Origin of the sequence: Bradyrhizobium sp. STM 3561 (assembly GCF_045571455.1) — a bacterium.
GTDB classification, from domain to species: domain Bacteria; phylum Pseudomonadota; class Alphaproteobacteria; order Rhizobiales; family Xanthobacteraceae; genus Bradyrhizobium; species Bradyrhizobium vignae.
This window is the reverse complement of record NZ_CP120695.1, coordinates 5,780,799-5,803,115: the sequence shown is the minus strand read 5'-3', so window position 1 is coordinate 5,803,115 and position 22,317 is coordinate 5,780,799. Positions and strand designations below refer to the sequence as shown.

The 22,317-nt window shown below is 64.9% G+C and carries 24 protein-coding genes and 1 riboswitch; of the genes, 8 read left to right on the top strand and 16 right to left on the bottom strand.

Annotated features, from left to right (window positions below; translation table 11 throughout):
• Window positions 1-94 precede the first annotated feature (94 nt).
• A complete protein-coding gene (gene uvrC / locus P6U28_RS27510) occupies window positions 95-2,167 on the bottom strand; it encodes an excinuclease ABC subunit UvrC (protein ID WP_129142571.1) in 2,073 nt (690 codons plus the stop codon).
• A gap of 249 nt (window positions 2,168-2,416) precedes the next feature.
• Here uvrC and P6U28_RS27505 point away from each other — a divergent pair, with 249 nt between their 5' ends.
• The gene (locus tag P6U28_RS27505) at window positions 2,417-3,040 is read left to right on the top strand and encodes an outer membrane protein (protein WP_164936754.1); all 624 of its coding nucleotides are present in this window, start codon (window positions 2,417-2,419) and stop codon (window positions 3,038-3,040) included.
• 171 nt (window positions 3,041-3,211) lie between these two features.
• Here P6U28_RS27505 and P6U28_RS27500 read toward each other — a convergent pair whose 3' ends face one another.
• The 4 genes from P6U28_RS27500 to P6U28_RS27485 all read right to left on the bottom strand — a co-directional run bounded on the left by P6U28_RS27500 (window position 3,212) and on the right by P6U28_RS27485 (window position 6,002).
• Window positions 3,212-3,427, bottom strand: coding sequence for a cold-shock protein (locus P6U28_RS27500; protein WP_008544396.1), 216 nt, complete (start codon window positions 3,425-3,427; stop codon window positions 3,212-3,214).
• A gap of 252 nt (window positions 3,428-3,679) precedes the next feature.
• Window positions 3,680-4,540 carry a 23S rRNA (adenine(2030)-N(6))-methyltransferase RlmJ gene (locus P6U28_RS27495; protein ID WP_129142569.1) on the bottom strand — a complete coding sequence of 287 codons (861 nt, stop codon included), beginning with the start codon at window positions 4,538-4,540 and terminating at the stop codon, window positions 3,680-3,682.
• 188 nt (window positions 4,541-4,728) lie between these two features.
• Entirely contained in the window at window positions 4,729-5,421 is a 693-nt protein-coding gene (locus P6U28_RS27490) for a ribonuclease T2 family protein (protein WP_129142568.1), read from the bottom strand.
• A gap of 119 nt (window positions 5,422-5,540) precedes the next feature.
• Window positions 5,541-6,002 (bottom strand): hypothetical protein, encoded by a 462-nt coding sequence (locus tag P6U28_RS27485; RefSeq protein ID WP_162500122.1) that lies wholly within the window; start codon window positions 6,000-6,002, stop codon window positions 5,541-5,543.
• 184 nt (window positions 6,003-6,186) lie between these two features.
• Here P6U28_RS27485 and P6U28_RS27480 point away from each other — a divergent pair, with 184 nt between their 5' ends.
• Both P6U28_RS27480 and P6U28_RS27475 read left to right on the top strand, forming a co-directional pair.
• Window positions 6,187-6,480 (top strand): hypothetical protein, encoded by a 294-nt coding sequence (locus P6U28_RS27480; protein ID WP_122400994.1) that lies wholly within the window; start codon window positions 6,187-6,189, stop codon window positions 6,478-6,480.
• A gap of 44 nt (window positions 6,481-6,524) precedes the next feature.
• Window positions 6,525-7,055 carry a DUF3617 family protein gene (locus P6U28_RS27475; RefSeq protein WP_129142567.1) on the top strand — a complete coding sequence of 177 codons (531 nt, stop codon included), beginning with the start codon at window positions 6,525-6,527 and terminating at the stop codon, window positions 7,053-7,055.
• Between the two features lie 30 nt (window positions 7,056-7,085).
• On the opposite strand, the gene P6U28_RS27470 is transcribed toward P6U28_RS27475, so the two are convergent.
• The 3 genes from P6U28_RS27470 to P6U28_RS27460 are packed head-to-tail and all read right to left on the bottom strand — an operon-like array spanning window position 7,086 to window position 9,760.
• Window positions 7,086-8,474: an ATP-binding protein gene (locus P6U28_RS27470; RefSeq protein WP_407120268.1), complete on the bottom strand. Its 1,389-nt coding sequence runs from the start codon at window positions 8,472-8,474 to the stop codon at window positions 7,086-7,088.
• A gap of 18 nt (window positions 8,475-8,492) precedes the next feature.
• Entirely contained in the window at window positions 8,493-9,221 is a 729-nt protein-coding gene (locus P6U28_RS27465) for a response regulator (RefSeq protein ID WP_122400997.1), read from the bottom strand.
• On the bottom strand, window positions 9,218-9,760 hold the full coding sequence (locus P6U28_RS27460; protein ID WP_129142565.1) for a MarR family winged helix-turn-helix transcriptional regulator: 543 nt from the start codon (window positions 9,758-9,760) through the stop codon (window positions 9,218-9,220). Before P6U28_RS27460 ends, P6U28_RS27465 begins: the two co-directional genes overlap by 4 nt.
• 339 nt (window positions 9,761-10,099) lie before the next feature.
• Here P6U28_RS27460 and P6U28_RS27455 point away from each other — a divergent pair, with 339 nt between their 5' ends.
• From P6U28_RS27455 to P6U28_RS27440, 4 genes are all read left to right on the top strand, one after another.
• The gene (locus P6U28_RS27455; protein WP_129142564.1) at window positions 10,100-11,182 is read left to right on the top strand and encodes a branched-chain amino acid aminotransferase; all 1,083 of its coding nucleotides are present in this window, start codon (window positions 10,100-10,102) and stop codon (window positions 11,180-11,182) included.
• 200 nt (window positions 11,183-11,382) lie between these two features.
• Window positions 11,383-12,897, top strand: coding sequence for a histidine--tRNA ligase (hisS, locus tag P6U28_RS27450; RefSeq protein WP_129142563.1), 1,515 nt, complete (start codon window positions 11,383-11,385; stop codon window positions 12,895-12,897).
• A gap of 55 nt (window positions 12,898-12,952) precedes the next feature.
• The gene (locus tag P6U28_RS27445) at window positions 12,953-13,201 is read left to right on the top strand and encodes a tautomerase family protein (RefSeq protein ID WP_122401001.1); all 249 of its coding nucleotides are present in this window, start codon (window positions 12,953-12,955) and stop codon (window positions 13,199-13,201) included.
• A gap of 198 nt (window positions 13,202-13,399) precedes the next feature.
• Window positions 13,400-13,804: a thioesterase family protein gene (locus P6U28_RS27440; RefSeq protein ID WP_129142562.1), complete on the top strand. Its 405-nt coding sequence runs from the start codon at window positions 13,400-13,402 to the stop codon at window positions 13,802-13,804.
• 90 nt (window positions 13,805-13,894) lie between these two features.
• Here P6U28_RS27440 and proC read toward each other — a convergent pair whose 3' ends face one another.
• Window positions 13,895-14,719: a pyrroline-5-carboxylate reductase gene (proC, locus tag P6U28_RS27435; RefSeq protein WP_129142561.1), complete on the bottom strand. Its 825-nt coding sequence runs from the start codon at window positions 14,717-14,719 to the stop codon at window positions 13,895-13,897.
• A gap of 218 nt (window positions 14,720-14,937) precedes the next feature.
• Entirely contained in the window at window positions 14,938-15,438 is a 501-nt protein-coding gene (locus P6U28_RS27430; RefSeq protein ID WP_129142560.1) for a YbjN domain-containing protein, read from the bottom strand.
• Window positions 15,439-15,846: 408 nt separating this feature from the next.
• Window positions 15,847-16,005: riboswitch (FMN riboswitch) on the top strand.
• A 77-nt stretch (window positions 16,006-16,082) separates the two neighbouring features.
• Here P6U28_RS27430 and P6U28_RS27425 point away from each other — a divergent pair.
• Entirely contained in the window at window positions 16,083-16,643 is a 561-nt protein-coding gene (locus tag P6U28_RS27425) for a 6,7-dimethyl-8-ribityllumazine synthase (protein ID WP_122406389.1), read from the top strand.
• A gap of 139 nt (window positions 16,644-16,782) precedes the next feature.
• On the opposite strand, the gene P6U28_RS27420 is transcribed toward P6U28_RS27425, so the two are convergent.
• From P6U28_RS27420 to lgt, 6 genes are all read right to left on the bottom strand, one after another.
• Window positions 16,783-17,250 (bottom strand): hypothetical protein, encoded by a 468-nt coding sequence (locus P6U28_RS27420; protein ID WP_209295932.1) that lies wholly within the window; start codon window positions 17,248-17,250, stop codon window positions 16,783-16,785.
• Between the two features lie 70 nt (window positions 17,251-17,320).
• The gene (locus tag P6U28_RS27415) at window positions 17,321-18,274 is read right to left on the bottom strand and encodes a ribose-phosphate pyrophosphokinase (protein ID WP_162500124.1); all 954 of its coding nucleotides are present in this window, start codon (window positions 18,272-18,274) and stop codon (window positions 17,321-17,323) included.
• A 185-nt stretch (window positions 18,275-18,459) separates the two neighbouring features.
• The gene (locus P6U28_RS27410; protein WP_129142558.1) at window positions 18,460-19,095 is read right to left on the bottom strand and encodes a hypothetical protein; all 636 of its coding nucleotides are present in this window, start codon (window positions 19,093-19,095) and stop codon (window positions 18,460-18,462) included.
• 291 nt (window positions 19,096-19,386) lie between these two features.
• Entirely contained in the window at window positions 19,387-20,154 is a 768-nt protein-coding gene (pgeF, locus tag P6U28_RS27405; protein WP_122401008.1) for a peptidoglycan editing factor PgeF, read from the bottom strand.
• Complete coding sequence (locus tag P6U28_RS27400) at window positions 20,151-21,269, bottom strand: class I SAM-dependent methyltransferase (protein ID WP_129142557.1); 1,119 nt, start codon at window positions 21,267-21,269, stop codon at window positions 20,151-20,153. Before P6U28_RS27400 ends, pgeF begins: the two co-directional genes overlap by 4 nt.
• Before the next feature lie 21 nt (window positions 21,270-21,290).
• Window positions 21,291-22,133: a prolipoprotein diacylglyceryl transferase gene (lgt, locus tag P6U28_RS27395; protein ID WP_407120267.1), complete on the bottom strand. Its 843-nt coding sequence runs from the start codon at window positions 22,131-22,133 to the stop codon at window positions 21,291-21,293.
• Window positions 22,134-22,317: the final 184 nt, after the last annotated feature.

Sequence of the window (22,317 nt, the reverse complement as noted above, 5' to 3'; positions counted from 1 at the left end):
TCCTACCAATACCGCTCGGGCCCCAAGGTCAACCGTTCCGCTCCCCAGATGGGCGCGGGATGCAACGACCATATGACCGCGGCCCCCCTTTAGTTCATCCCGGCTGAGGATGGAAATATTCGAAAATCCTGCGGGCGCTCTCGGCGCTCACCCCCGGAACCTTGCCGAGATCGGCGATTGAGGCCCGTTCGATCTCCTTCAGGGTTCCGAAATGGTGCAGCAAGGCACGTTTGCGTGACGGGCCGATGCCCGGAATCTCCTGCAAGCCGGCCTCGCGGATGTCCTTCTTGCGCAGCTTGCGGTGCGAACCGATGACGAAGCGGTGGGCCTCGTCGCGCAGGCGCTGGATGAAATAGAGCACGGGATCGCGCGGCTCGAGTTTGATGGCCTCGCGTTCCGGCATGAACAGGGTCTCGCGGCCGGCATCCCGGTCCGGCCCCTTGGCGACGGACATCAGCGACACCTGGGTCAGGCCGAGATTTGCAAAGATCTCGCGAACGGCGTTGAGCTGGCCGCGGCCGCCGTCGATGATGACGAGGTCGGGCCATTGCGGGAAATCGTCGTCCTTGGCCTTGTCGTTTTCCCTGGCTGCACCGTCCTCGGGGGGATTGATCAGGCGCTTGAAGCGGCGCTCGAGCACCTCGCGCATCATGGCGTAGTCGTCGCCGGGCGTCAGCCCTTCCGACTTGATGTTGAACTTGCGGTACTGGTTCTTCACGAAGCCGTCGGGGCCGGCGACGATCATGGCGCCGACCGCATTGGTGCCCTGGATATGGCTGTTGTCATAGACCTCGATACGCTTGGGCGCATGCGGCAGGTTCAGCGTCGCGGCCATGGCCTCGAGCAGGCGGCTTTGCGTTGCGGTGTCCGCGAGCTTGCGGCCGAGCGCCTCGCGCGCATTGGTCAGCGCGTGAGTGACCAGCTCCTTCTTCTCGCCGCGCTTGGGCGCAGTGATCTCGACCTTGTGGCCGGCCTTGATCGAGAGCGCATTGGCGAGCAGCTCGCATTCCTCGATCTCGTGCGAGAGCAGGATGTTCCTCGGCGGCGGCTTGTCATCGTAGAACTGGGCGAGCAACGAGCCGAGCACCTCTTCCGGCGTAAAGCTCTTTTCCGCGCGCGGAAAATAGGCGCGGTTGCCCCAGTTCTGGCCGGTGCGGAAGAAGAACACCTCGACGCAGGAGAAGCCGCCCTCCTGGTGGATGGCGAACACGTCGGCTTCCTCCACCGTGCGCGGATTGATGCCCTGCTGCGACTGGATCGCCGACAGTGCGGCGAGGCGGTCGCGGTAGAGTGCGGCGCGCTCGAATTCGAGCTCGCTGGCCGCCTTCTCCATCTCGCCGGCGAGCTCCTGCTTCACCGCATGGCTCTTGCCGGAAAGAAAGTCGCTGGCCTCGCGCACCAGCGTCGAATAACCGCCGAAATCGATCTCGCGGGTGCACGGACCGGCGCAGCGGCGGATCTGATACAGCAGGCAGGGGCGGGTGCGGCTCTCGAAGAAGGAATCGGTGCAGGAGCGGATCAGGAACGCGCGCTGCAGCGCCGTGATGGTGCGGTTGACCGCGCCGGCGGAGGCGAACGGGCCGAAATAGCGGCCGGGCCGGGTCTGTGCGCCGCGATGTTTCAGGATCTGCGGCGCCCAATGGTCGCCGGTGATCAGGATATAGGGGAACGACTTGTCGTCGCGCAGCTGCACGTTGAAGCGCGGCCGCAGCTGCTTGATGAGGTTGGCTTCCAGCAGCAGGGCCTCGGTCTCGGTGTTGGTCGAGACGATCTCCACGGTCACGGTGGCCGCGATCATGCGCAGGATGCGGGCCGGCAGCGGCGCACTCTGGCGCGCATAGCTGGACAGTCGCTTTTTGACGTTCTTGGCCTTGCCGACATAGAGCACGTCGGCGTTCGCATTGAGCATGCGATAGACGCCGGGCGAGGTGGGTGCGAGCCGAACCGCGCGCTCGATCGCCTCATGACCGGTCGCCAGCGGGCCTTCGCCAACCGCGCCGCTCTCTTCCAGGATATCCGGCAGCAGCGCATCGTCCTCGTCGTCGCCGCCCGCTGCCGCGGGATCGACGTCCGGCGCTGCCAGGCGCTCGGGCGGCGCGTCGGTCGCACCAGGGCGCGGCGACTTACGCGCGCGGTCGTCCGGATTGTCGGAGGAATCGTGAACCATGGGGCGAATTTAGGTGCTGGGGGGGCCGATTTGAAGTTCCGGCCTTGCTGCACGCACAGGATGGCGGCCAGTTCCCGGTAACGCTTCCTTAAGTCTGTTAAGCGGGCGGTAACCCGACTTAACAGCCCTTTAACTTAAAACTCTCGATAAATCCTGCGCGAAAAGTTCTTGGTTCCGTAACCATGCGACGGTGTCGGCGCGGCGGCGCGGACATCGCGAGGGGTTGCGACAGTTGCGTTGGAGTGAGTGATGAAGAGGTTCGTTGTGGGCGCAGCCGCGTTGGTTGCCGCCGGCTGGACAGCTTCGGCAGAGGCCGCCGATCTCAATTACGGGCAGCGTGCGCCCTATACCGTCAATCAGCCGCTCAATGCCTATAGCTGGGCAGGTCCCTATCTCGGGGGCAACATCGGCTATGAGTGGGGCTCGGTCGACAACAACCCGACGAAGCCGTCGGGCTTCGTCGGCGGTGTCCAAGCCGGCTACAATTTCCAGAACGGCCCGTGGGTGTTCGGTGTCGAAGGCGACATCCAGGCGAGCGGTGCCGACGATACCTTTGCGCCGTGGAAATTCTCCAATCCGTGGTTCGGCACCCTGCGCGGCCGCGCCGGCTATGCGTTCAGCAATGTGCTGTTCTACGGCACCGCCGGTCTCGTTTTCGGCGAGCTGCGTGGGCAGACCTTTGGCTGGACGGAGTCGCACACCACCGCGGGCTGGACCATCGGTGCTGGCGCGGAAGTCGGCCTCGCGCCGAACTGGAGCGCCAAGCTCGAATATCTCTACATCGATCTGTCGACGAGCCAGTTCGCCATTACGGGCGTGTCAAACGGCTATAGCGCCAGCGTTGTCCGCGCAGGCGTGAACTATCACTTCTGACATCCAAAGAAGAAAATACCGGACCAGCCTCCCGGCCGCTCGCGGCCGGGATTTTTTTACTCAGGGCTCGCTAAAGCATGATCCGGAAAAGTGCGAAGCGGTTTTCCGGAAAGATCATGCGTAAACAACAAGCTAAAGCGCGATGACGATTCATCCAAATCTCATTGCGCTTTAGGAGAGGATCACCAAATTGACCGCTTTCGGTCCCTTCCCCTTCTTGTCCGGTTCGACTTCGAAAGTAATACGCTGTCCTTCGGCAAGGTCTTTCAGTCCCGCCCGCTCCACAGCGGTGATGTGAACGAAGACATCGCGACCGCCGTCATCGGGCTTGATGAAGCCGTAGCCGCGCTCGCCGTTGAAGAACTTGACCGTTCCCGTCATGGCCATCGGGAAACTCCCCCTCATTGCTCCTCCGCCGCGACGCAGACTCACGTCACGACATGACCGGGCCTCACGGAGCCCGGGAGCTGGCCATCCTTGGACGGACCTCATCGGTCCGGCGGGATCTTTCTTAGGGCCTTCACTCCGCCGCAACCATTCGCGGAAGCGGAACGTAAAGCCAGTCACAGAAACAGCATAATACGGTTCTTTGCAGATTGACTACGGGTCCTGCATATTTTTCCCAAGAATGCCGGAGTGTTACAGTCTCGGCACCTCCAATCGGAATCTGGCAGCCCCGCCCTGGCCGAGCGGCATTTCCAGCTCGGGCAGGATGGTCTTGAGCTCGCCGTGCAGCGTATAGGGCGGATTGACGATCAGGAGCCCGGTGGAGGTGAGGGCGGCGCCGTCGGCTTGCGGCGCGACGCTGAATTCGAGGCGCAGGCATTTCCCCGGCGGCTTTGCTGCAGCTGCGAGCCGCGCGACCGTTTGGGCCAGCGTGTCGGTGGCCCGCCGATTCTTGGCCGGATACCAAATAACATAGATACCGGTCGGCCATTTTGCGAAGGCCGCCGCGAAGGCCTCGCCCAGCCGCTCGAACTCGTCCTTGGCTTCGAACGGCGGGTCGATCAGCACGAGGCCGCGCCGCTCCTTCGGCGGCACGAAGGCCGGCAGCGCCACCCAGCCGTCGAGATCGACCACGCGGGCCTGCTCGTCGCGGCGCAGCACGTCGATCAGCGCTTTCCGCGCCTTCGGCTCGAGCTCGCAGGCGACGAGGCGGTCTTGCGGTCTGAGCAGGCCGCGCGCAATCAGCGGCGAGCCTGGATAAGCCCTAAGCTCGCCCTTCGGATTGAAGGCGCGGACGATGTCGAGATAGGGCTTGATCAGCGCCGCGGTCTCGTTCGACAGGCGCGCCTGCAGCAGCCGCGCAATGCCGGTCAGCCATTCGCCGCCGCGGCGCGCCTCGTCGCTGTCGAGATCGTAGAGCCCGGCGCCGGCATGGGTGTCGATGACGCGGAACGCCGCGGGCTTGTCCTGCAAGTAAGTGAGGATGCGCGCCAGCACGATGTGCTTGATGACATCGGCGAAGCTGCCGGCGTGGAAGGCGTGGCGGTAGTTCATGAAACAGCACTACGCTACGTGATCGCTTCAGCAAAGAGGCACGATCACATGTCCCGGACGCGGTGCAGCGCGTAACGCTGCGCCGCTGAGCCGGGACCCAGCTCTTTCTCGTATTGGGCCTCAGATCAGCAGCGCACTACGCCGCGGTTCGCGGCGTAGTGCGCTGAATCCCGGCCACAAGAGCGGGGCTACCCGCCCCTGATCGGCGGCATCGTCACCTGGTCGCGGCGGCAGGCGCGGCGCTCGATCTCGTCGCAGGCGCGGAATTGCAGGTCCTTGCTGAGGCAGATGCGGACCTCGGAGAGCCGGGTCCGGTTGCAGGTGACCGAGATGGCGGCATTGCTGAGACCGGGATTGGCCTTGATGAAGGCTTCCTCGACCTCCGCCGGCGCCACGGTCTTGGCCTGCGACAGATCGAGATATTCGGGCGGAATCTTGATCGCGGCGCGCGCCTTGCGGATCGTCTCGAAATAGCTGCGGCCTTCGAGCCCGGAGCAGGTGCCGTGTTTGTCCCATTCGTTGAAGATCAGGCCCGGCGCCGGCATCAGGTCGAGCATCGAGGAGACGATGCTGCGATTCAGCCGCGGCGCCGGCCGCTGGCAGTATTCCGGAAAGCCGTTCTCATATTGCGGCCACAGCCCATGCACCACGAAAGCGTAGGGCCGTCCGCCGCATTGCATCTGTGACCGGCCGCCGCGTTCTGCCGCTTCCTCGCAGAACGATGGCGACCATGACAGCGAAAGCACATAGAAGTCGAATTCGCCGGGCGCGTTCTGCCGCTTGTCCTGGGCCTTCGCACCGCCGGCGAGAGTTGCCAACCCGGCAGCAAGGGTCAGCGAGATCATCAGACGGGACAACGAACGCAATCTGGAATGAAACATGGCGACGCCCTCAACTAGACTGTGCACGCAGCCTAGCAGGCGGTTGGAACATTTCAAGAACAAAATTTGGAGCCGCTCTCGTGCGCCGGCCGATCAGCCCGAATCAGGCGCTCTTCGGATCAGGGTTTGGCGGCGCGGCAGGCCGGGTTGTAGGCCCAATTGCGATCGAGCCCGACCACGCACCACTCGACGCCGTTGCCGTAGCCGGCAAAGCCGCCGTCCTCGATGAGCGAGAAATGCACCCTGCGCACCTTGCCGTCGTTGAGCATGGCGTCAGCGGTGCAATAGCGGCGCGGAATGTTATCGGACTGCCAGGGGCGGAACGCGACCTCGCGAACGGCCGAGAAGCCGGTGATCTTCAAGGAGGAATTCCAGAACGAGCTTTCTTTCTCCCAGAACTGGGTGGCGATCGTCGGCAGCGCCTTGTCGCAATCGGCAACGGCGCCGTCGTAGCGCGGGCCGCTCAGCCAGAAATTCAGCTCAAGTCCGTTGGCGGCCTTGGCTTCGCCGAGCGACAGTGCCCCGAACATGAGGCCGAGCACGGCGGCGAAGCGGAGCGATTTCGAGGAGGGGGCGCGCATGATCAATCCAGACAGCTGAGGTCTTGCGAAGGTCGGACGGTGCCGCGAAGGCCGGGGGAGGTCAAGTGCAGCGCGGCAACACTTCGCCAGGAGTTGACCAAGACGTCGCGGCCAACTGGCCTTCGGTTCTTTTCACTTCCATCCCGGCACCGTAAACTGCCGCTAACAAATTGGAGTGACAGGAATGCGAATCATTGCGGCCGCGGGCCTTCTTGCCTTGGGGTTGATGGCGAGCCAGTCGGCGCGCGCCGATATCCTTCCGGTGCCTCCGTTCAAGGGCAACGACACCGGCGGCATCATCGCCTATTCGATGGCGACCCAGGTCGACGCGCGGCAGGTCGCGGTCGATCACTGCGCACGCTACGGCAAGGTCGCGAAATTCCTCGGCGTGCAGGCCTATGAGGGCGGTTACATCTCGTTCTCCTGCCGCTGGGTGCCCTATGGCGCCGCCGATCGGCCGATCCGCACGCTCTACTGAGGCGTTGTCGAAACGCCGCAATCTGTTGGCCGGGAGCTTCCCACATGACGCGCAAACTCGCTTTGCTCGGCTCGACGCTTTGCCTCGCGTTGTCGGCAGGTAGCGCCAGTGCCGATGACCTGCCGGTGCGCAAGGCCGGTCTTTGGGAGATGAAGCTGGTCACATCAGGCTCGCCCGTGCCCGAGATGACCATGCAGCACTGCACCGACGAGACCGTCGACAAGGAGATGAGCAACAACGTCTCCCCGATGGCCAAGCAGATCTGCGCCAAGCAGGAGATCAGGAAGACCGCGACCGGCTATGTCAGCGATTCCGAGTGCAGCGTCGCCGGCGTCAGCACGACCTCGCATGCCGAGATCACTGGCGATTTCAACTCGGCCTACACGGTGAAGACGACCTCGCATGCGCAAGGCGGCGTCGCCGGCGCGGCGGGGCGCGACAACACCACGACGCTGCAAGCCAAGTGGCTGGGAGCCTGCAAGCCGGAGCAAAAGCCCGGCGACATCGTGATGCCAGGCGGTTTCAAGATGAACGTGCGCGACATGGACAAGCTGAAGGCGCTGCTGCCGAAGTAGGGTGAGATGGTCGTGAGACCGTAGCCCGAGCTACACCGGAATCCTCACGCTCGCCCTCAATCCGCCCATCGGGCTGTCACCCAGCGTGATGTCGCCGCCATGCGAGCGGGCGATGTCGCGGGCGATGGCGAGGCCGAGGCCGGTGCCGCCTTCGTCCTGGTTGCGGGCGTTGTCCAGCCGGAGGAACGGCTTGAACACCTCTTCGCGCAAGTGAGCGGGAATGCCTGGGCCGTCGTCGTCGATCGTGACGGTGAGATAACGGTGATCGCGCTGGCCTGTGATGGCGATCGCCTTGCCGTAGCGCGCCGCGTTGGTGACGAGGTTGGCGAGGCAGCGCTTGAACGAGGCGGCCTTCACCGTCACCACCGGCAACCCGTGGAAGGCCACGGTTGCAGTGTGGCCATGGCGCTCGGCATCGCTGCGCAACTCCTCGAGCGCTTGCGCCATGTCGGTCGGCTGCGACTGCTCGCCGGAATCGCCGCGGGCAAACGCGAGGTAATCCTCGAGCATCATCGACATCTCGTCGACATCCTTGCGCATGCCCTCGAGCTCGGGGCTGTCGCCGATCAGCGCCAGCTCGAGCTTGAAGCGGGTCAGGATGGTGCGCAGATCGTGGCTGACGCCGGCGAGCATCGCGGTGCGCTGCTCCATCGTGCGCTCGATGCGCGACTTCATCTCGAGGAAGGCGACCGCCGCGCGCCGCACCTCGCGTGCACCACGCGGCCTGAAATTTGGCGCCTCGCGGCCCTTGCCAAAACTTTCGGCGGCATCGGCAAGGCGCAGGATCGGCTTGATCTGGTTGCGCAGGAACAGCACAGCGACGATCAGGAGGATCGAGGACGTGCCGACCATCCAGAACAGGAAAATCTCCGAATTCGAGGCATAGGCGGCGCTGCGCTGCGCGAACACGCGCATCACGGCGTCGTCGAGCTGGATGCGGATTTCGACCAGGTTGGAGCGGCCGACCGTGTCGATCCAGAACGAGCGTCCGATCTGGCGGCCGAGCTGCACCGACAGCGTCTGATCGAGCAGCGAGAAGAACGGCTTCGGCCCTGGCGGCGGCATGTCGCCGGCGGGCAGGAAGTCGACGACGAGGCCGAGACGCTGTTGCGCGATGCGGCGGATCTGGTCGCGGTCCTTGTCTTGCGGATAGCCCTTGTAGACGTCGATCAGCGCGGCGATGTCCTGCACCACGGCAGCGGACAATCTGCGCGTCACCGTGTTCCAGTGCCGCTCCATGAACACGAAGGCGACGACCGATTGCAGCACCACCATCGGCACGATCATGATGAGGAGCGCGCGGGCATAGAGGCCGGTCGGCATCCAGCCCTTGAACGCATTGCCCATCCAGCCATTGGCCGCCGAAACGTGGCCGGCGGCGCTCTTCAGAAGCGTCAGGCCGGTATCGATCGTGCTCATCTAGCGCGCTTCACTGATTTATGGCGAGGCAACCAGGCGGTAGCCGATGCCGCGCACCGCCTGCAAAAACAGCGGATTGGCGGGATCGGTCTCGATCTTGCGCCTGAGGCGGTTGATCTGCACGTCGACGGCGCGCTCGTTGACGCTGCCATTGCCGGTCAGTGCGCTGCGCGGCACGGTCTCGCCCGGCGTCTCCGCGAGAATCCGCAGCATCTCGCGCTCGCGATCGGTGAGGTGGATGACCTCCTCGCCCTGGCGCAACTCGCCGCGATCGAGATGGTAGACGTAGGGACCGAACGCGATCTTCTCGACGGTCGTGGCCTGCGGCGGCGGCGCGGCGCGCTTGAGGATGTTGTTGATGCGCAGCGCAAGCTCGCGCGGCTCGAAAGGCTTTGCCACGTAATCGTCGGCGCCGATCTGGAGGCCCTCGATACGGGCTTCGGCCTCGTGCCGCGCCGTCAGCATCACGATCGGCACCGAGGACGAGGTCCGGATGAAGCGGGCAAGGTCGAAGCCGGTCTCGCCGGGCATCATGACGTCGAGGATCAGGAGATCGAAATGCAGGCCCAGCAGTTTCGAGCGGGCATCGCCGGCGCTCGCCGCGGTGGTGACGCGGTAGCCCTCACTGGCGAGAAAGCGCGAGAGCAGATCGCGGATGCGGCGATCGTCATCGACCAGCAGCAGATGCGGGGCATCGTCGGCGGGTTGCACCGGCGGGCGGGCGAGCGTGGCAGCGAGCACGGTCACTCCTTGGCGTCGTGGTTGACGGAAGCGAAGATCGTCTCGAGCACCTTGTCCGGATCGTCGCGGTCGATCATCGCGCGTAGGAAGCGCTTCACGATCTCGGCGTCCTGCGGAGCCAACTCCGCGAGCGCCCTGGTGATCCGCGTGGTCTGGAGCCCGGCGAGCTTCTGCACCAGCGCCTCGCCCTTCGGTGTCGCGTAAAGCAGACGCTGGCGGCGATCATTGTCACCGGTCTTCTGCACGATGTAGCCCTCGTCCAGGAGCTGCTTGAGCACCCGGCCGAGCGACTGCTTTGTGATGCGCAGGACGTCGAGGAGGTCGGCGACCTTGAGGCCGGGATAGCGATAGACGAAATGCATGACGCGGTGGTGGGCGCGGCCGAAGCCGAACGCCTCCAGCTCCTGGTCGGGATCGCCGACGAAGTCGCGATAGGCGAAGAACAAGAGCTCGATGATATCCCAGCGCAAATTGCCTCCATCAGACGCGGCGGGCCGAGATTCGGCGACGTCAGGAGAAGAGGCTGCGAAATTTATGTCAGGCATATTGACGTATCTTGGGTTCAATGTTACAAAACGATCGACCCGGACGAAATTTTAGATCGTTTTCGCGTCGGGCGGTGTCGAAGCAGGGACGGCGAAAAGGGCCGGACAGGCGACGACGGCCGGATCAGATCTACCGTGCGATTGTCGAGCGGCATTTCGGCAAAACATACTGGACTTCCGCCTTCCGCAAAAGCATGTCCTCGGCGACATGCTGGCCACGGAAACCGGCCGTAACAAGGCTGGCGGCGGTCCGGCCAAGATCCCAATCAAGCCAGCCGGGCCCGAAACGGGCAGGCGGGCGCCAGAACAGCGCCGCAACCGGCAGCGGGAGGCAAGGACATGAGCATGAAATTCGACATCCAGCCCGCATCCAATCCGACGTCCGAAAAGGACCGTATCGCCAAGCTGGTGGACCCCGGCTTCGGGCGGGTTTTCACCGATCACATGGCGATCGTCCGCTACAATCAGGCCAAGAGCGGCTGGTACGAAGCGCGGATCGAGGCGCGCGCCAACTTCCAGCTCGATCCGGCCGGCGCGGTCCTGCACTACGCCCAGGAAATTTTTGAAGGCCTCAAGGCCTACAAGCGCGACGATGGCGGGGTGAACCTGTTCCGCCCCGACGCCAATGCGCGCCGCTTCAAGGACTCGGCGGACCGCATGGCAATGGCTCAGTTGCCTGAGGATGTCTTCATCGAGGCGGTCGAGCAGGTCGTGCGCATCGACCGCGCCTGGATGCCGGGCGGCGAGGGCAGCCTGTATTTGCGCCCCTTCATGATCGCGAGCGAGACCTTCCTCGGCGTCAAGCCGTCGTCGGAGTATATTTTTGCGGTGATCGCGTCGCCCGTCGGCTCCTATTTCAAGGGCGGGCCTGCGCCGGTCTCGATCTGGGTCTCCGAGAACTACACGCGCGCCGCGATCGGCGGCACCGGCGCGGTCAAGTGCGGTGGCAATTATGCCGCGAGCCTGCGCGCCCAGGCGGAAGCGATCCAGCACGGCTGCGATCAGGTGGTGTTTCTCGATGCGGTCGAGCGCCGCTATATCGAGGAGCTCGGCGGGATGAACATCTTCTTCGTGTTCGACGACGGCTCGCTCTCGACGCCGCCGCTCGGCACCATCCTGCCCGGCATCACCCGCGACTCCATCATCACGCTGGCACGCGATGCCGGCAAGACCGTGCGCGAGGAGCCGTATTCGCTCGAGCAGTGGCGCAAGGATGCGGCCTCAGGCAAGCTGAAGGAAGCGTTTGCCTGCGGCACTGCCGCCGTCATCTCGCCGATCGGCAAGGTGCGCTCGGTGAGCGGCGATTTCGAGATCTCGGGCGGCGCCGCCGGCCCCGTCGCCATGGGTCTGCGCAAGCAGCTCGTCGACATCCAGTACGGCCGCACCAACGATCCGCACAACTGGATACGGAAAGTCTTCTAGGATTCTCGTGTCCCCGACGCGGCGCAGCACTTCTTCAGCGGTGCGCCGCAGAGCCGGGACCCATCCCAGCGTCAATGGACCCCGGATCAGCAGCGCACCACGCCGCCAAGAGGCGGCGCGCTGGGGAGCGCCGGCTGGCATCTGGCACGAGCAGCCGTAGGACGGTTGCCGCCTCCCGCGTCGGCTGGTAAACGCCGCGCATGGCCGAGAAACCCAAAAAACCCCAGAAACTGAAGGCGCGCCTGCCGCGCGGGCTCGAGGATCGCGATCCCGCCGCGATCCGGGCGACGCGCGAGATGGTCGAGAAGATCCGCGCCGTCTACGAGCTCTACGGTTTCGAGCCGGTGGAGACGCCGGCGATGGAGTACACCGACGCGCTCGGAAAATTCCTGCCCGATCAGGATCGTCCGAACGAGGGCGTGTTCTCGTTCCAGGACGACGACGAGCAGTGGATCAGCCTGCGCTACGATCTGACCGCGCCGCTCGCCCGCTATGTCGCCGAGAATTTCGACACACTGCCAAAGCCCTATCGCAGCTATCGGGCCGGCTACGTGTTCCGCAACGAGAAGCCCGGCCCCGGCCGCTTCCGCCAGTTCATGCAGTTCGATGCCGACACCGTCGGCTCGGCGACGCCGGCGGCGGATGCCGAGATCTGCATGATGGCGGCGGACACGATGGAAGCGCTCGGCATTGCGCGTGGCCAGTATGTGGTGAAGGTGAACAATCGCAAGGTGCTCGATGGCGTTCTGGAAGCCATCGGTCTGGCGGGTGAGGAAAATGCGGCACGCCGACTGACCGTGCTGCGAGCGATCGACAAGCTGGACAAGTTTTCCGCCGACGAAGTGCGCAAGCTGCTTGGTCCTGGACGATGGGATGGCGGCGAAGAAGGCAAGGGCGACTTCACGAAAGGCGCCAATTTGAGCGCGGCGGAGGCTGACGTTGTTCTCGCCATCACCAAGACGCGCGAAGATTGGAAAGACGCCATCGCGGCGGCAGAGGCTTATCTCGCCAAGAGCGAAGTCGGTCAGGCCGGTGTCAGCGAGCTGGAAGAGATCGCCAAGCTGGTGACGGCGTCGGGTTACGGGGCAGATCGCATCAAGATCGATCCCTCCGTCGTGCGCGGTCTCGAATATTACACCGGTCCCGTCTACGAGGTCGAACTGCTGCTCGACACCAAGGACGAGAAGGGCCGCCCGGTACGCTTCGGCTCGGTCGGCGGCGGTGGCCGCTATGACGGCCTCGTCTCGCGCTTCCGCGGCGAGCCGGTGCCGGCGACCGGTTTCTCGATCGGCGTGTCGCGGCTGCAGGCGGCGCTGACGCTGCTCGGCAAGCTCGACACGCGGCCCGAGTTCGGTCCCGTCGTCGTCACCGTGTTCGACCGCGACCGTGTCGCCGACTACCAGAAGATGGTGGCAAGCTTGCGCACCGCCGGCATCCGCGCCGAGCTCTATCTCGGCAATCCCAAGAACATGGGCAACCAGCTCAAATATGGCGACCGCCGCAACTCACCTTGCGTCATCATCCAGGGCTCGGACGAGAAGGCGCGTGGCGAGGTGCAGATCAAGGATCTGGTCGAGGGCGCCAAGGCGGCGGCCGCGATCGCCTCCAATCAGGAATGGCGCGAGAGCAGGCCGGCGCAGTTCTCGTGCAGCGAGGCGGATATCGTCGCCAAGGTGCGCGAGATCCTGGCGCGCCATGACGTGAGCTGGGGCTAGCTATTCGCAGGCAGCGTCATGCGCGGGCTTGTCCCGGGCATCCGCGTCTTGTTTGATGGCGACCGTCAATGGCCGGTGTTCGGCCGCAAGGGAGAAAAAAATGCCTGAGATCACCATCAGCATGGCCGAAGGCCGCACGGACGAACAGAAGGCCGGCATGATGCGCGACATCACCCAGGCGCTGGTGAAGAATCTCGGCGTCGACGCCGATGCCGTCGTCATCCAGATCAACGAAGCCCCGCTCCGCCACAAGATGAAGGGCGGCAAGACGTTCGTGGAGCGCGCGGCGGCCGCAAAGAAGTAGTTTCGGCTGGCGCGGCATTTTCCGCTGGTCGTCCCGGACAAGCGTCAGCGCGGATCCGGGACGCAAGCCCCAGGGAACGGTTGTGGGGTGAAGCGGTAACTCCGAGTCCCTGCAATCACGAGGTTCTGTGGTTATGGATCCCGGATCGGCGCGCGCTCAAGGCGCGCTTGTCCGGGACGACACCTTGTTTGAGGCACCATGGACGCACGCGACTTCATCAAGGTTGGCATGAGCGCCGAGCGCACGCTGGTGGTGCCAGTGGAGCGCACCGTCGGGCACTTCGTGCCCGGCATGCCTTTCGTTTACGCGACGCCGATGATGATCCTGGAGATGGAGATGACATCCGGCGATGCGATCCGCTCAGCGCTTCAGCCGGGCTGGGTCACCGTCGGCACCGAGGTCGACATCCGCCATCTTGCCGCTGCGCTCGTCGGCGCGACGGTGCGGACCACCGCAAAGGTGGTCGCCGTCGAGCGCCGCGTCATCCGCTTCGATGTCGAGGCCTTCGAGGGCACGCGCAAGCTTGGCGAGGGCCGCCACGCCCGCGGGCTCGTGAATGTCGAGCTGTTCAACAAGCGGCTAGCCGCAGGCTCGAAATCGTAGGGCGGGCAAAAGGCGCGGAGCGCCGTGCCCATCATCTTTCCCGAATCTCGATCGAAATGGTGGGCACGCTTTCGCTTTGCCCGTCTTATTCTATTTGGCCAATTCCTTCGACCGCTTCGTCGCCGCCGCGATGGCGCGGATCATCAGATCGCGCAACCCCGGTTCGCCCATCAGCACGCCGAGCGCCGCGGCCGTGGTGCCGCCGGGCGAGGTGACGTTCTGGCGCAGCGTGCTGGCGGGCAGCTCTGAGCGGTGCAGCAGCTCGCCGGAGCCGGTGACGGTTTCGCGGGCGAGCTTCGTCGCCAGCGCCTCGGGCAAGCCCGCTTCGACGCCGGCCCGCGCCAGCTCCTCGGCGAGCAGGAAGACATAGGCCGGTCCCGAGCCGGAGACGGCCGTCACCGCGTCCATCAATCCTTCATCCTCGACCCATTCCACCGAGCCGGTGGCGCGCAGCAGCGCATCAGCCACCGCGCGCTGCGCGGGGCTGACGTTCTTCGCCGCGACGGCAACGGTGATGCCGCGGCCGATCGCGGCCGGCGTGTTCGGCATCGCGCGCACCACGGCGCCGCCGCAGACCTCTTCAAGCGAGGCGATCGTGGTGCCCGCCATGATCGAGACCACCGAGGTCTTGTCCGAGACGAACGGCTTCAGCTTGGCGCCGGCCTCGCGGAACATCTGCGGCTTCACCGCGACGACCAGCGTGTCGATCGCGCCCGCGGTCGCCGCGTCAGGATTGAGCACGACGCCCTTGGCGGCCAGCGCGGAGATCTCGGGCGCAACGTGCGGATCGATCACCGCAACGCGGCGCGGATCGAGTCCGCCCGCGAGCCATCCCGTCAGCATCGCGCCGCCCATCTTGCCGGCGCCGGCGAGCAGGATGGTGCCGGTGATGTTTTGGAGGGTGTTGTTTGCCATCGGTGATCACCACAAGCTCGGTGTCGTCCCGGCCTAGCGCGCAATTGCGCGCGGGGGGCCGGGACCCATAACCACGACTGGTTCTAGTGGATGGAGGTGTTGGCAACAAGCCGCGTGCCACAAGGGACATCACGCGGTATGGACTCCGGATCTGCGCGCGCTTTAGGCGCGCTTGTCCGGGACGACGCGGGGAGGGGGCGGCGGCTCCCTCAAGACCCCTACGCCTCGCCCACCGTGTCGAACATCGCCGCGTCCATGGCCTCCGCGGTGGTCTTGCCGGCCCACACCACGAACTGGAACGCCGGGAAGTAGCGCTCGCAGGCGTGAATGGCGCCGGCGAGCATGGCCTCGCATTGCGCGGTCGAGGCGGTGAGGCCGCCCGGCAGCACCAGAGCCTGGCGGTGCATGATCAAGCCGGTGTTGGTCCACAAATCGAAATGGCCGACCCACAGCTGCTCGTTCACGGCGGCGACGAGCCGCTGCACCTCGCTTCGCCGCGGCAGCGGAATTTTCATGTCGAAGGCACACGCCAGATGCAGCGCCTCGATCTCGGCCATCCAGGTGAAGGAGAGCTGGTAATCGGTCCATTGTCCCTTCGAGACAATCGTGAGTTCGTCTTCGCCAGAGCGTTCGAACGGCCAGTTGTTGCTGGCAGCGATATCCTCGACCACCGCGAGCGGATGGCTTCTGGAATCGGTAGTGCCTTCGAGCAGGGACATGCCGTCTCGACCTCTTGCCTTCTTGTTGTCTTTGATACGCACGCGGTTGGGTCCGGCGCGCGCTCCCCTAACGTCGTCGATCTCGGGAGTCGCTTTCGCAATCTCCTTCCGATCGGCGCGGCCTGTCGCGGATCAACTGATGTGATTTGCGGAATCTGCGCAACTGGGTCCCGAGTCCGTCCACAAGCCAGGACTCGTTCGTCCACAGCTGATCTCGGCCACAATTGTTAACGAATGAGAACAAATCGGAATCGGATTCCCGAAAACCCCCAGTCGCTAATTCCGCTGTGCGAGGGGGCGCACCGCCCCTGCAGCATGGGACCATGCGGTTTTGGGCTGCGGAACACGCTTGCTTGCTGCCCCCGACCGGCGGCATAGTTCCAGCCAGGTCGCTCAATCCCGGGCGGCCGATGTTCTCAGGGCGGGGTGAAAGTCCCCACCGGCGGTAAGGGCCGAAAGGCCCAAGCCCGCGAGCGCCTTCCGTGAGGGTCATCCCGAAGGGAAGGGTCAGCAGATTCGGTGCAACTCCGAAGCCGACGGTCAAAGTCCGGATGAAAGAGAACGGTCGGTGGCAGACGCATCGCAAGATGCGGCTGTTTGTCGTTCCGTGTGCCCTGATTCTGGTCCTTAAACCGAGGAAAGCCATGAATCAGATGTTGCAAGATCCCCAAACCGAAACGTCCCAGCCCACTCGACCGCCGGTTCCGCAGGACCCGGTGCCGGAGCATCCGCGCTTCGCAAAGCCGCAGCGGGTGGCCTTCGTGCAGGCCTGCTGGCACCGCGATGTGGTCGCGGAGGCCCGCATCGCCTTCCTGAAGGAGGCGGAGGCGCGGCACCTCACACATGTCGACGTGTTCGAGGTGCCGGGCTCGTTCGAGATTCCGCTGCACGCCCAGGTCCTCGCCAAGACGCGGCGCTACACCGCGATCGTCGCCGCCGGTCTCGTCGTCGACGGCGGCATCTATCGCCACGAATTCGTCGCGGACACCGTGATCAAGGCGCTGATGGATGTGCAGCTCCGCACCGAGGTGCCGGTGTTCTCGGCGGTGCTGACGCCGCAGCAATTCCACGAGACCGAGGTGCACTACGACTTCTTCCGCAAGCATTTTGCGATCAAGGGCGTCGAGGTCGCGGCAGCCTGCGCCGAGACGTTGCACGGCCTGGAGCGCCTGCGCGGCCAGGTCGCGGCGGGGATCGTGGGATAAGTCGAAGAGCCGTCAGCGTTCTTGCAGCGAGACCCGGACTCTCGAGAGTCCGGGGGCTCTGTTGCCGCGCCCTGGAATGACCAGGGTGCAGATACAAGCAAATCGGTCGGCCATGGAGGCCGACCGACTTGTCATGGGATCACGCCGCCTTGGTATTGCTCAGCGGTGTTGAATCGATGTTCACCGTGGTGCTGCTGGCGAAGCTGCCGGCGTCGTCGAACAGCTCGATGGCGCCGAGATTGAGGTCGACCTCCGGCCAGAAGAACGACGAGACGCAATCGTTCATGTTGACGGCGCGCAGGTCGACAGCCTCGGTCTTGCCGGTGCCGACCAGATCGACGCAGCGGCCGCAGCCGCTGAGGTCCGCCACAGTCTTGCCGGCAGGGACCGACGTCACGTTATCCATCAACGACATCACAGTGCCGACCGGCAGGTTGAACGCGACGAAGGTGGCCTGGTCGAACGTGAATGATTGGAGCCGCTGACGCTGGTTCGGCACGAAATCGCCGGTGCTGAGGTCGAAGCGCTGGCTGCTCCAATTGTCGTCGCGGAACAGCGCCACCGAGCCGCTGGAGAGCTGTGGGGCGGGCGCGGAAGGCGCAGGCAATCTGGTGAGCAGGCTAACCTGGGTGGCGGGGTAATCTCGCCTCTCTCGGCAAGCGGGAGGGGGCGAAAAATCAGTCGAACAGGCTCGACACCGACTCTTCCGCAGCGGTGCGCGCGATCGCATCCGAGATCAGGCTGGCGATCGGCAGGGTGCGGATGTTCGGCGCCTTGGTCACCGCCTCGGTCGGCAGGATCGAATCGGTGATCACCAGCTCCTTCAGCTTCGAGCCGGAGATGCGCGCGGCCGCGCCGCCGGAGAGAACGCCATGGGTGATGTAGGCGTAGACGTCCTTGGCACCCTTCGCGATCAGCGCGTCGGCCGCGTTCACCAGCGTGCCGCCGGAATCGACGATGTCGTCGACCAGGATGCAGCTGTAGCCGGAGACATCGCCGATCACGTTCATGACTTCGGATTCGCCCGGACGCTCGCGGCGCTTGTCGACGATCGCGAGCGGGGTGTTGATGCGCTTGGCAAGGCCACGGGCGCGGGCCACGCCGCCGACGTCGGGCGAGACCACCATCACCTTGCCGAGGTCGAAACGTTCGCGGATGTCGCGCACCATCAGGGGGGCGGCGAACAAATTGTCGGTCGGGATATCGAAGAAGCCCTGGATCTGGCCGGCATGCAGGTCGAGCGTCATGACGCGGTCGACACCGGCATGGGTGATCAGATTGGCCACGAGCTTGGCCGAGATCGGCGTGCGCGAGCCGGAACGGCGGTCCTGCCTGGCATAGCCGAAATAAGGGATCACCGCGGTGATGCGGCGCGCCGAGGAGCGGCGCAGCGCGTCGGTGATGATCAGCAGCTCCATCAGATTGTCGTTCGCCGGGAACGACGTCGACTGGATGATGAAGGCGTCCGAGCCGCGGATGTTCTCCTGAACCTCGACAAAGATCTCCATGTCGGCGAAGCGCCGCACCACCGCCTTGGTCAGCGGCATGTCCAGGCCTTGCGCGATCGCCTGGGCGAGAGCCGGGTTGGAGTTGCCGGCGACGAGCTTGATGGAGCCGTTTTTGGCCGACATGGACGTTTCCTCCCGCGCTTTGCTGGATACGACGTTCAACATCAGAAAATACCCACAGGCAGCACGGTTACGACGGGCGAGGAAATATCAGGCCGGGGGCTCGAATGGCAACCCGGGATGCTACAGTTTTCCCTGCGAAAATCCCGAGTCGGGCCAACGGCTTGGCCGTGACTTGAGCCCGTGGTTTAGCGGGGGTCATCGGCATAGCCGAGGGCCGAGGCCGGCATGTCCGACGCTGGCGGCTGCTGGATCACGCTCGCGACCGCCGGCCCCCGGAGGCCGGGAGCCGCGCCCGGTGCATCCGGCGTTCCGTTGATCATGTTGGAAAGTCCGCTGAATCCGGCCTGGGCGATCTTCCGCAGTACCAGGTCGTCGGCGGCCGCCCAAGCATCACGTGTCGCGTCGCGACCACCCTTGGCCGAGGTCGGTTCCTCGCCGGACAGGCGCAGTGCCCGTTGCTGATTGGCGTCATAGACGTCCCAGACCCAGGCGATCACGGTCCTGCCGCGGACGACCTGGGCGGAGAGGTAGCTGCGCACGCGGTAGGCGGCCGTGCCCTCGCGGGAGACGACGGACAGGCTGCGTAGCTTGGATTCGCTGTCGAGCACGCCGACCATGCGGTCGAACACTTGCGGCGGCGGCCCGTCGATCGATTCGAACGCCACCGTCGCACCCGAGCCGGTGCTCGGCGCCATTGCATAGGAGTTGGCGGCACTGCCGCCGCCACCGGCGCAGCCGCCAAGTGCGGTCGCAGACGCCAGCAGCATGACCGCCAGCACGCGCGAACCCGCGCGGCGCAGAAAAGATGACGCTTCCCTCATTGGAGGGCAGCGATATCGTTAAAACGCATTAACGTCTAGGGCGGAGGCGACACAAAAGGGGGCCGAAGGAAATGGGGTATTGCCACCCTGGTTTGCGTCACATGGAAGCTTCTCGTGTCCCGGACGCGCTGCGGCGCGTAGTGCCGCTGCGCTGAGCCGGGACACGAGATTGGCGCCGAGATCGAGATTGCAGAGAATCGAGATTGCAGAGAATCGAGATTGCAGAGACATGGGCCCCGGCTCAGCGGCCGCATCACTTGCGTGCTGCGCCGCGTCCGGGAGCACGGGCCCTCAGCCCTCGAGCGCGATCGCGTGAACGTGGCGGCCGTAATCCGGCTCCTTGCGATGCACCGAGCGGCGGTAGCTGAAGAAACGTTCGTCGGCGTAGGTGTCGAGCCCGAGATCGTCGATCATCAGGATGCCGGCGGCTTCCAGCCGCTTGCGGATGAAGCCGGCGAGATCGAACATCGCGTGGCCCTCGCGCACCGACGGGATGAAGAACACCGCGTTGTCCGCGTCCGCCTCGATGAAGCGCGCGACGAACTCGTTGCCGACCTCGTAGCTGTCCTGCCGGATCAAGGGGCCAATCGCGGCAATGATACCGCCGCGCGTGGCGCCGAGTTGCTCCATCGCCGAGATCGTTGCTTCCAGCACGCCTGACAGCGCGCCCTTCCAGCCGGCATGGGCGCCGCCGATCACGCGTGCATTGGGATCGACGAACAGCACCGGCCCGCAATCGGCGGTGGAGACGCCGAGCGCGATGCCGGGCGTCTTCGTCACCAGCGCATCGCCCCTCGGCCGCGGCCCGTTCGGCCACGGCGCGTCAGCCACGAGCACGTCGGGCGAATGGATCTGGTGCAGGCTGAGGAAGCGTTCGGGCGCGACGCCGACATGTTCGGCCATGCGGCGGCGGTTCTCGGCGACCAGCGCCTGATCGTCGTTGGAGCCGAGCCCGCCGTTCAGCGCACAATAAATGCCACCGGAGACGCCGCCCTCGCGGGTGAAGAAGGCATGGCGCAGGCCGGGCACGGCTGACAGCAGCGAGGAAGCAATCGTCATGAGGCCTCTCCTGCGTGTTCGAGATCGCTGAGGCCGGCAAGGCCCGATAGCCGCGGCTCGGAGATGCCGAGCACCTTGAACATCGAGCCCATGCCGCCACGCCCGGTATCAGTCAGGCGCTTGAGTGCCACCGAAATGTCGGTAGCCACCTCCGGCGCCGCCTTCTGCATCAGGGCGGCGGCGCGGGTGTCGATGCCGATCCGCTTCAGGAAATCGCCTTGCGTCACCGGGCCGTGCACGCGGGCGCCGACATCCTCGGCCGCGCGCACCAGCGCCTGGAAGTCGACATGCGCGGTGACGTCGGCCTGGCCCGGCGCCTTCAAGGGATCGGCGAAGGTGTGGCGCGCGATGGCCTGGAAGGTGTCGCCGGCATCGCTGCGCAGATGGCCGTAGTCGATGATCAGCGCCGCGCCGTCCTGGTCGCGCACGCGCGTGGCGAGCTTCATGATTTCGCCGTCGGGCCGCCATTCGAATACGGCCCCTATGGGCGCGGCGCGCACCAAGGGCGGCAGCAGCACGTCGAAGCGTGGCGTCGGCTCGGGCGCCGCGCCGAACTGAAGCCTTCCGTTGGGATCGATCTCGATGACGCGCTCGTGCCAGCCGTTTTCGTGGCGGATCATCTGATGGATCGGCAGCACGTCGAAATATTCGTTGGCGAGGATGATGCTAGGTCCCTCCGGCACCTCGTCGATGCTGTCGTGCCAGGCGATGTTGCGCACGTTGGCCAGCGTCGCGCTCTGCCGTTCGCGCAAGACGGGATTGACCTCGACCAAGTGGATGTGAAGCGCCTGGTAGAGCGGCGGCAGCACGCGCAATGCGCGCAGCGCATCGGCCATCATGGTGCCGCGGCCGGGCCCGAGCTCGATCAGCCGCAGGAATTGCGGCGAGCCCATCTGCTTCCACACCGAGGCGGTCCACAGGCCCAGGAGCTCGCCGAACATCTGGCTGACCTCGGGCGCGGTGGTGAAATCGCCCTCGCGCCCGAGCGGATCGCGCGAGACGTAATAGCCGTAGCGCGGATGCATCAGGCACAGTTCCATGTACCGCCAGACCGGCATGGGCCCTGAGGATTTGATCAGCGCCTTGATCTCGTTGAGGAGCGGCTGGTCGGTCACGGCGTGCTTTCTCGAAATGAATTAATGAACGGCCTCGATCGGCTTCGGCGCACCGCGCCGCACTGCCAATACAATAAGTATGAGGCCGACGATAAGCATCGGGATCGACAACAGCATGCCCATGGTTAATCCGCCCCAGAGGTAGCCGAGCTGGGCGTCCGGCTCGCGGAAGTGCTCGCCGATGATCCGGGTCAAGCCGTAGATCAGGATGAAGCTGCCGAGGATGAGCCCCGGCCGCTTCAACGCGCCGCGGCGGATCATCACGGCGAGCACGGCGAACAGCAGCAGCCCCTCCATGCCCGCCTCGTAGAGCTGGCTCGGATGGCGCGGCACGTCGCCGCCGGTCGGAAAGATCATGGCCCAGGGCAGGCTGGGATCGGCAGCGCGGCCCCACAATTCGCCGTTGATGAAGTTCGTCAGCCGCACCAGGAAAATCCCGATCGGCGCAACGCCGCAGGTGATGTCGCCGAGCGACAGGATCGAGATGCCGTTCTTCCGGGCGAACCACATCACTGCGACGACGCAACCGAGGAAGCCGCCGTGGAAGGACATGCCGCCTTCCCACAATTTGAAGATGGCGGCCGGGTGCTCGACGAAGAAGGGCAGATTGTAGAACAGGACATAACCGCTGCGGCCACCGACGATGATGCCGAGCGTCACCCACAAGATGAAATCGTCGATCTGCACCAGGCTGATCGGCGATGAGCCGGCCCACAGCCTGTCGTTCTTGATCAGTGCGCGGGCATAGAGCCAGCCGATCGTGATCCCGCAGATATAGCCAAGCGCGTACCAGCGGATCGCAAACGGCCCGATCTGGAGCGCGATTGGGCTGAACGAGGGAAAGTCGATGAGAAGGAAGGGCATCACGCCTTCTGTGCCTAGACGAGGTTGCGGCGATCGAGCGCCAGCAGACGCCGCGTGATTCTTCTTATGCAGGGAGGTTGAATACGATTGCAAGGAAACGGGGGCATGACAAGGATACCGCTGATCGGCCCTTGAACCGTTCCCTGCGGATTGCCATTGTCTTTTTCGAATGTTCGCGCAAAGT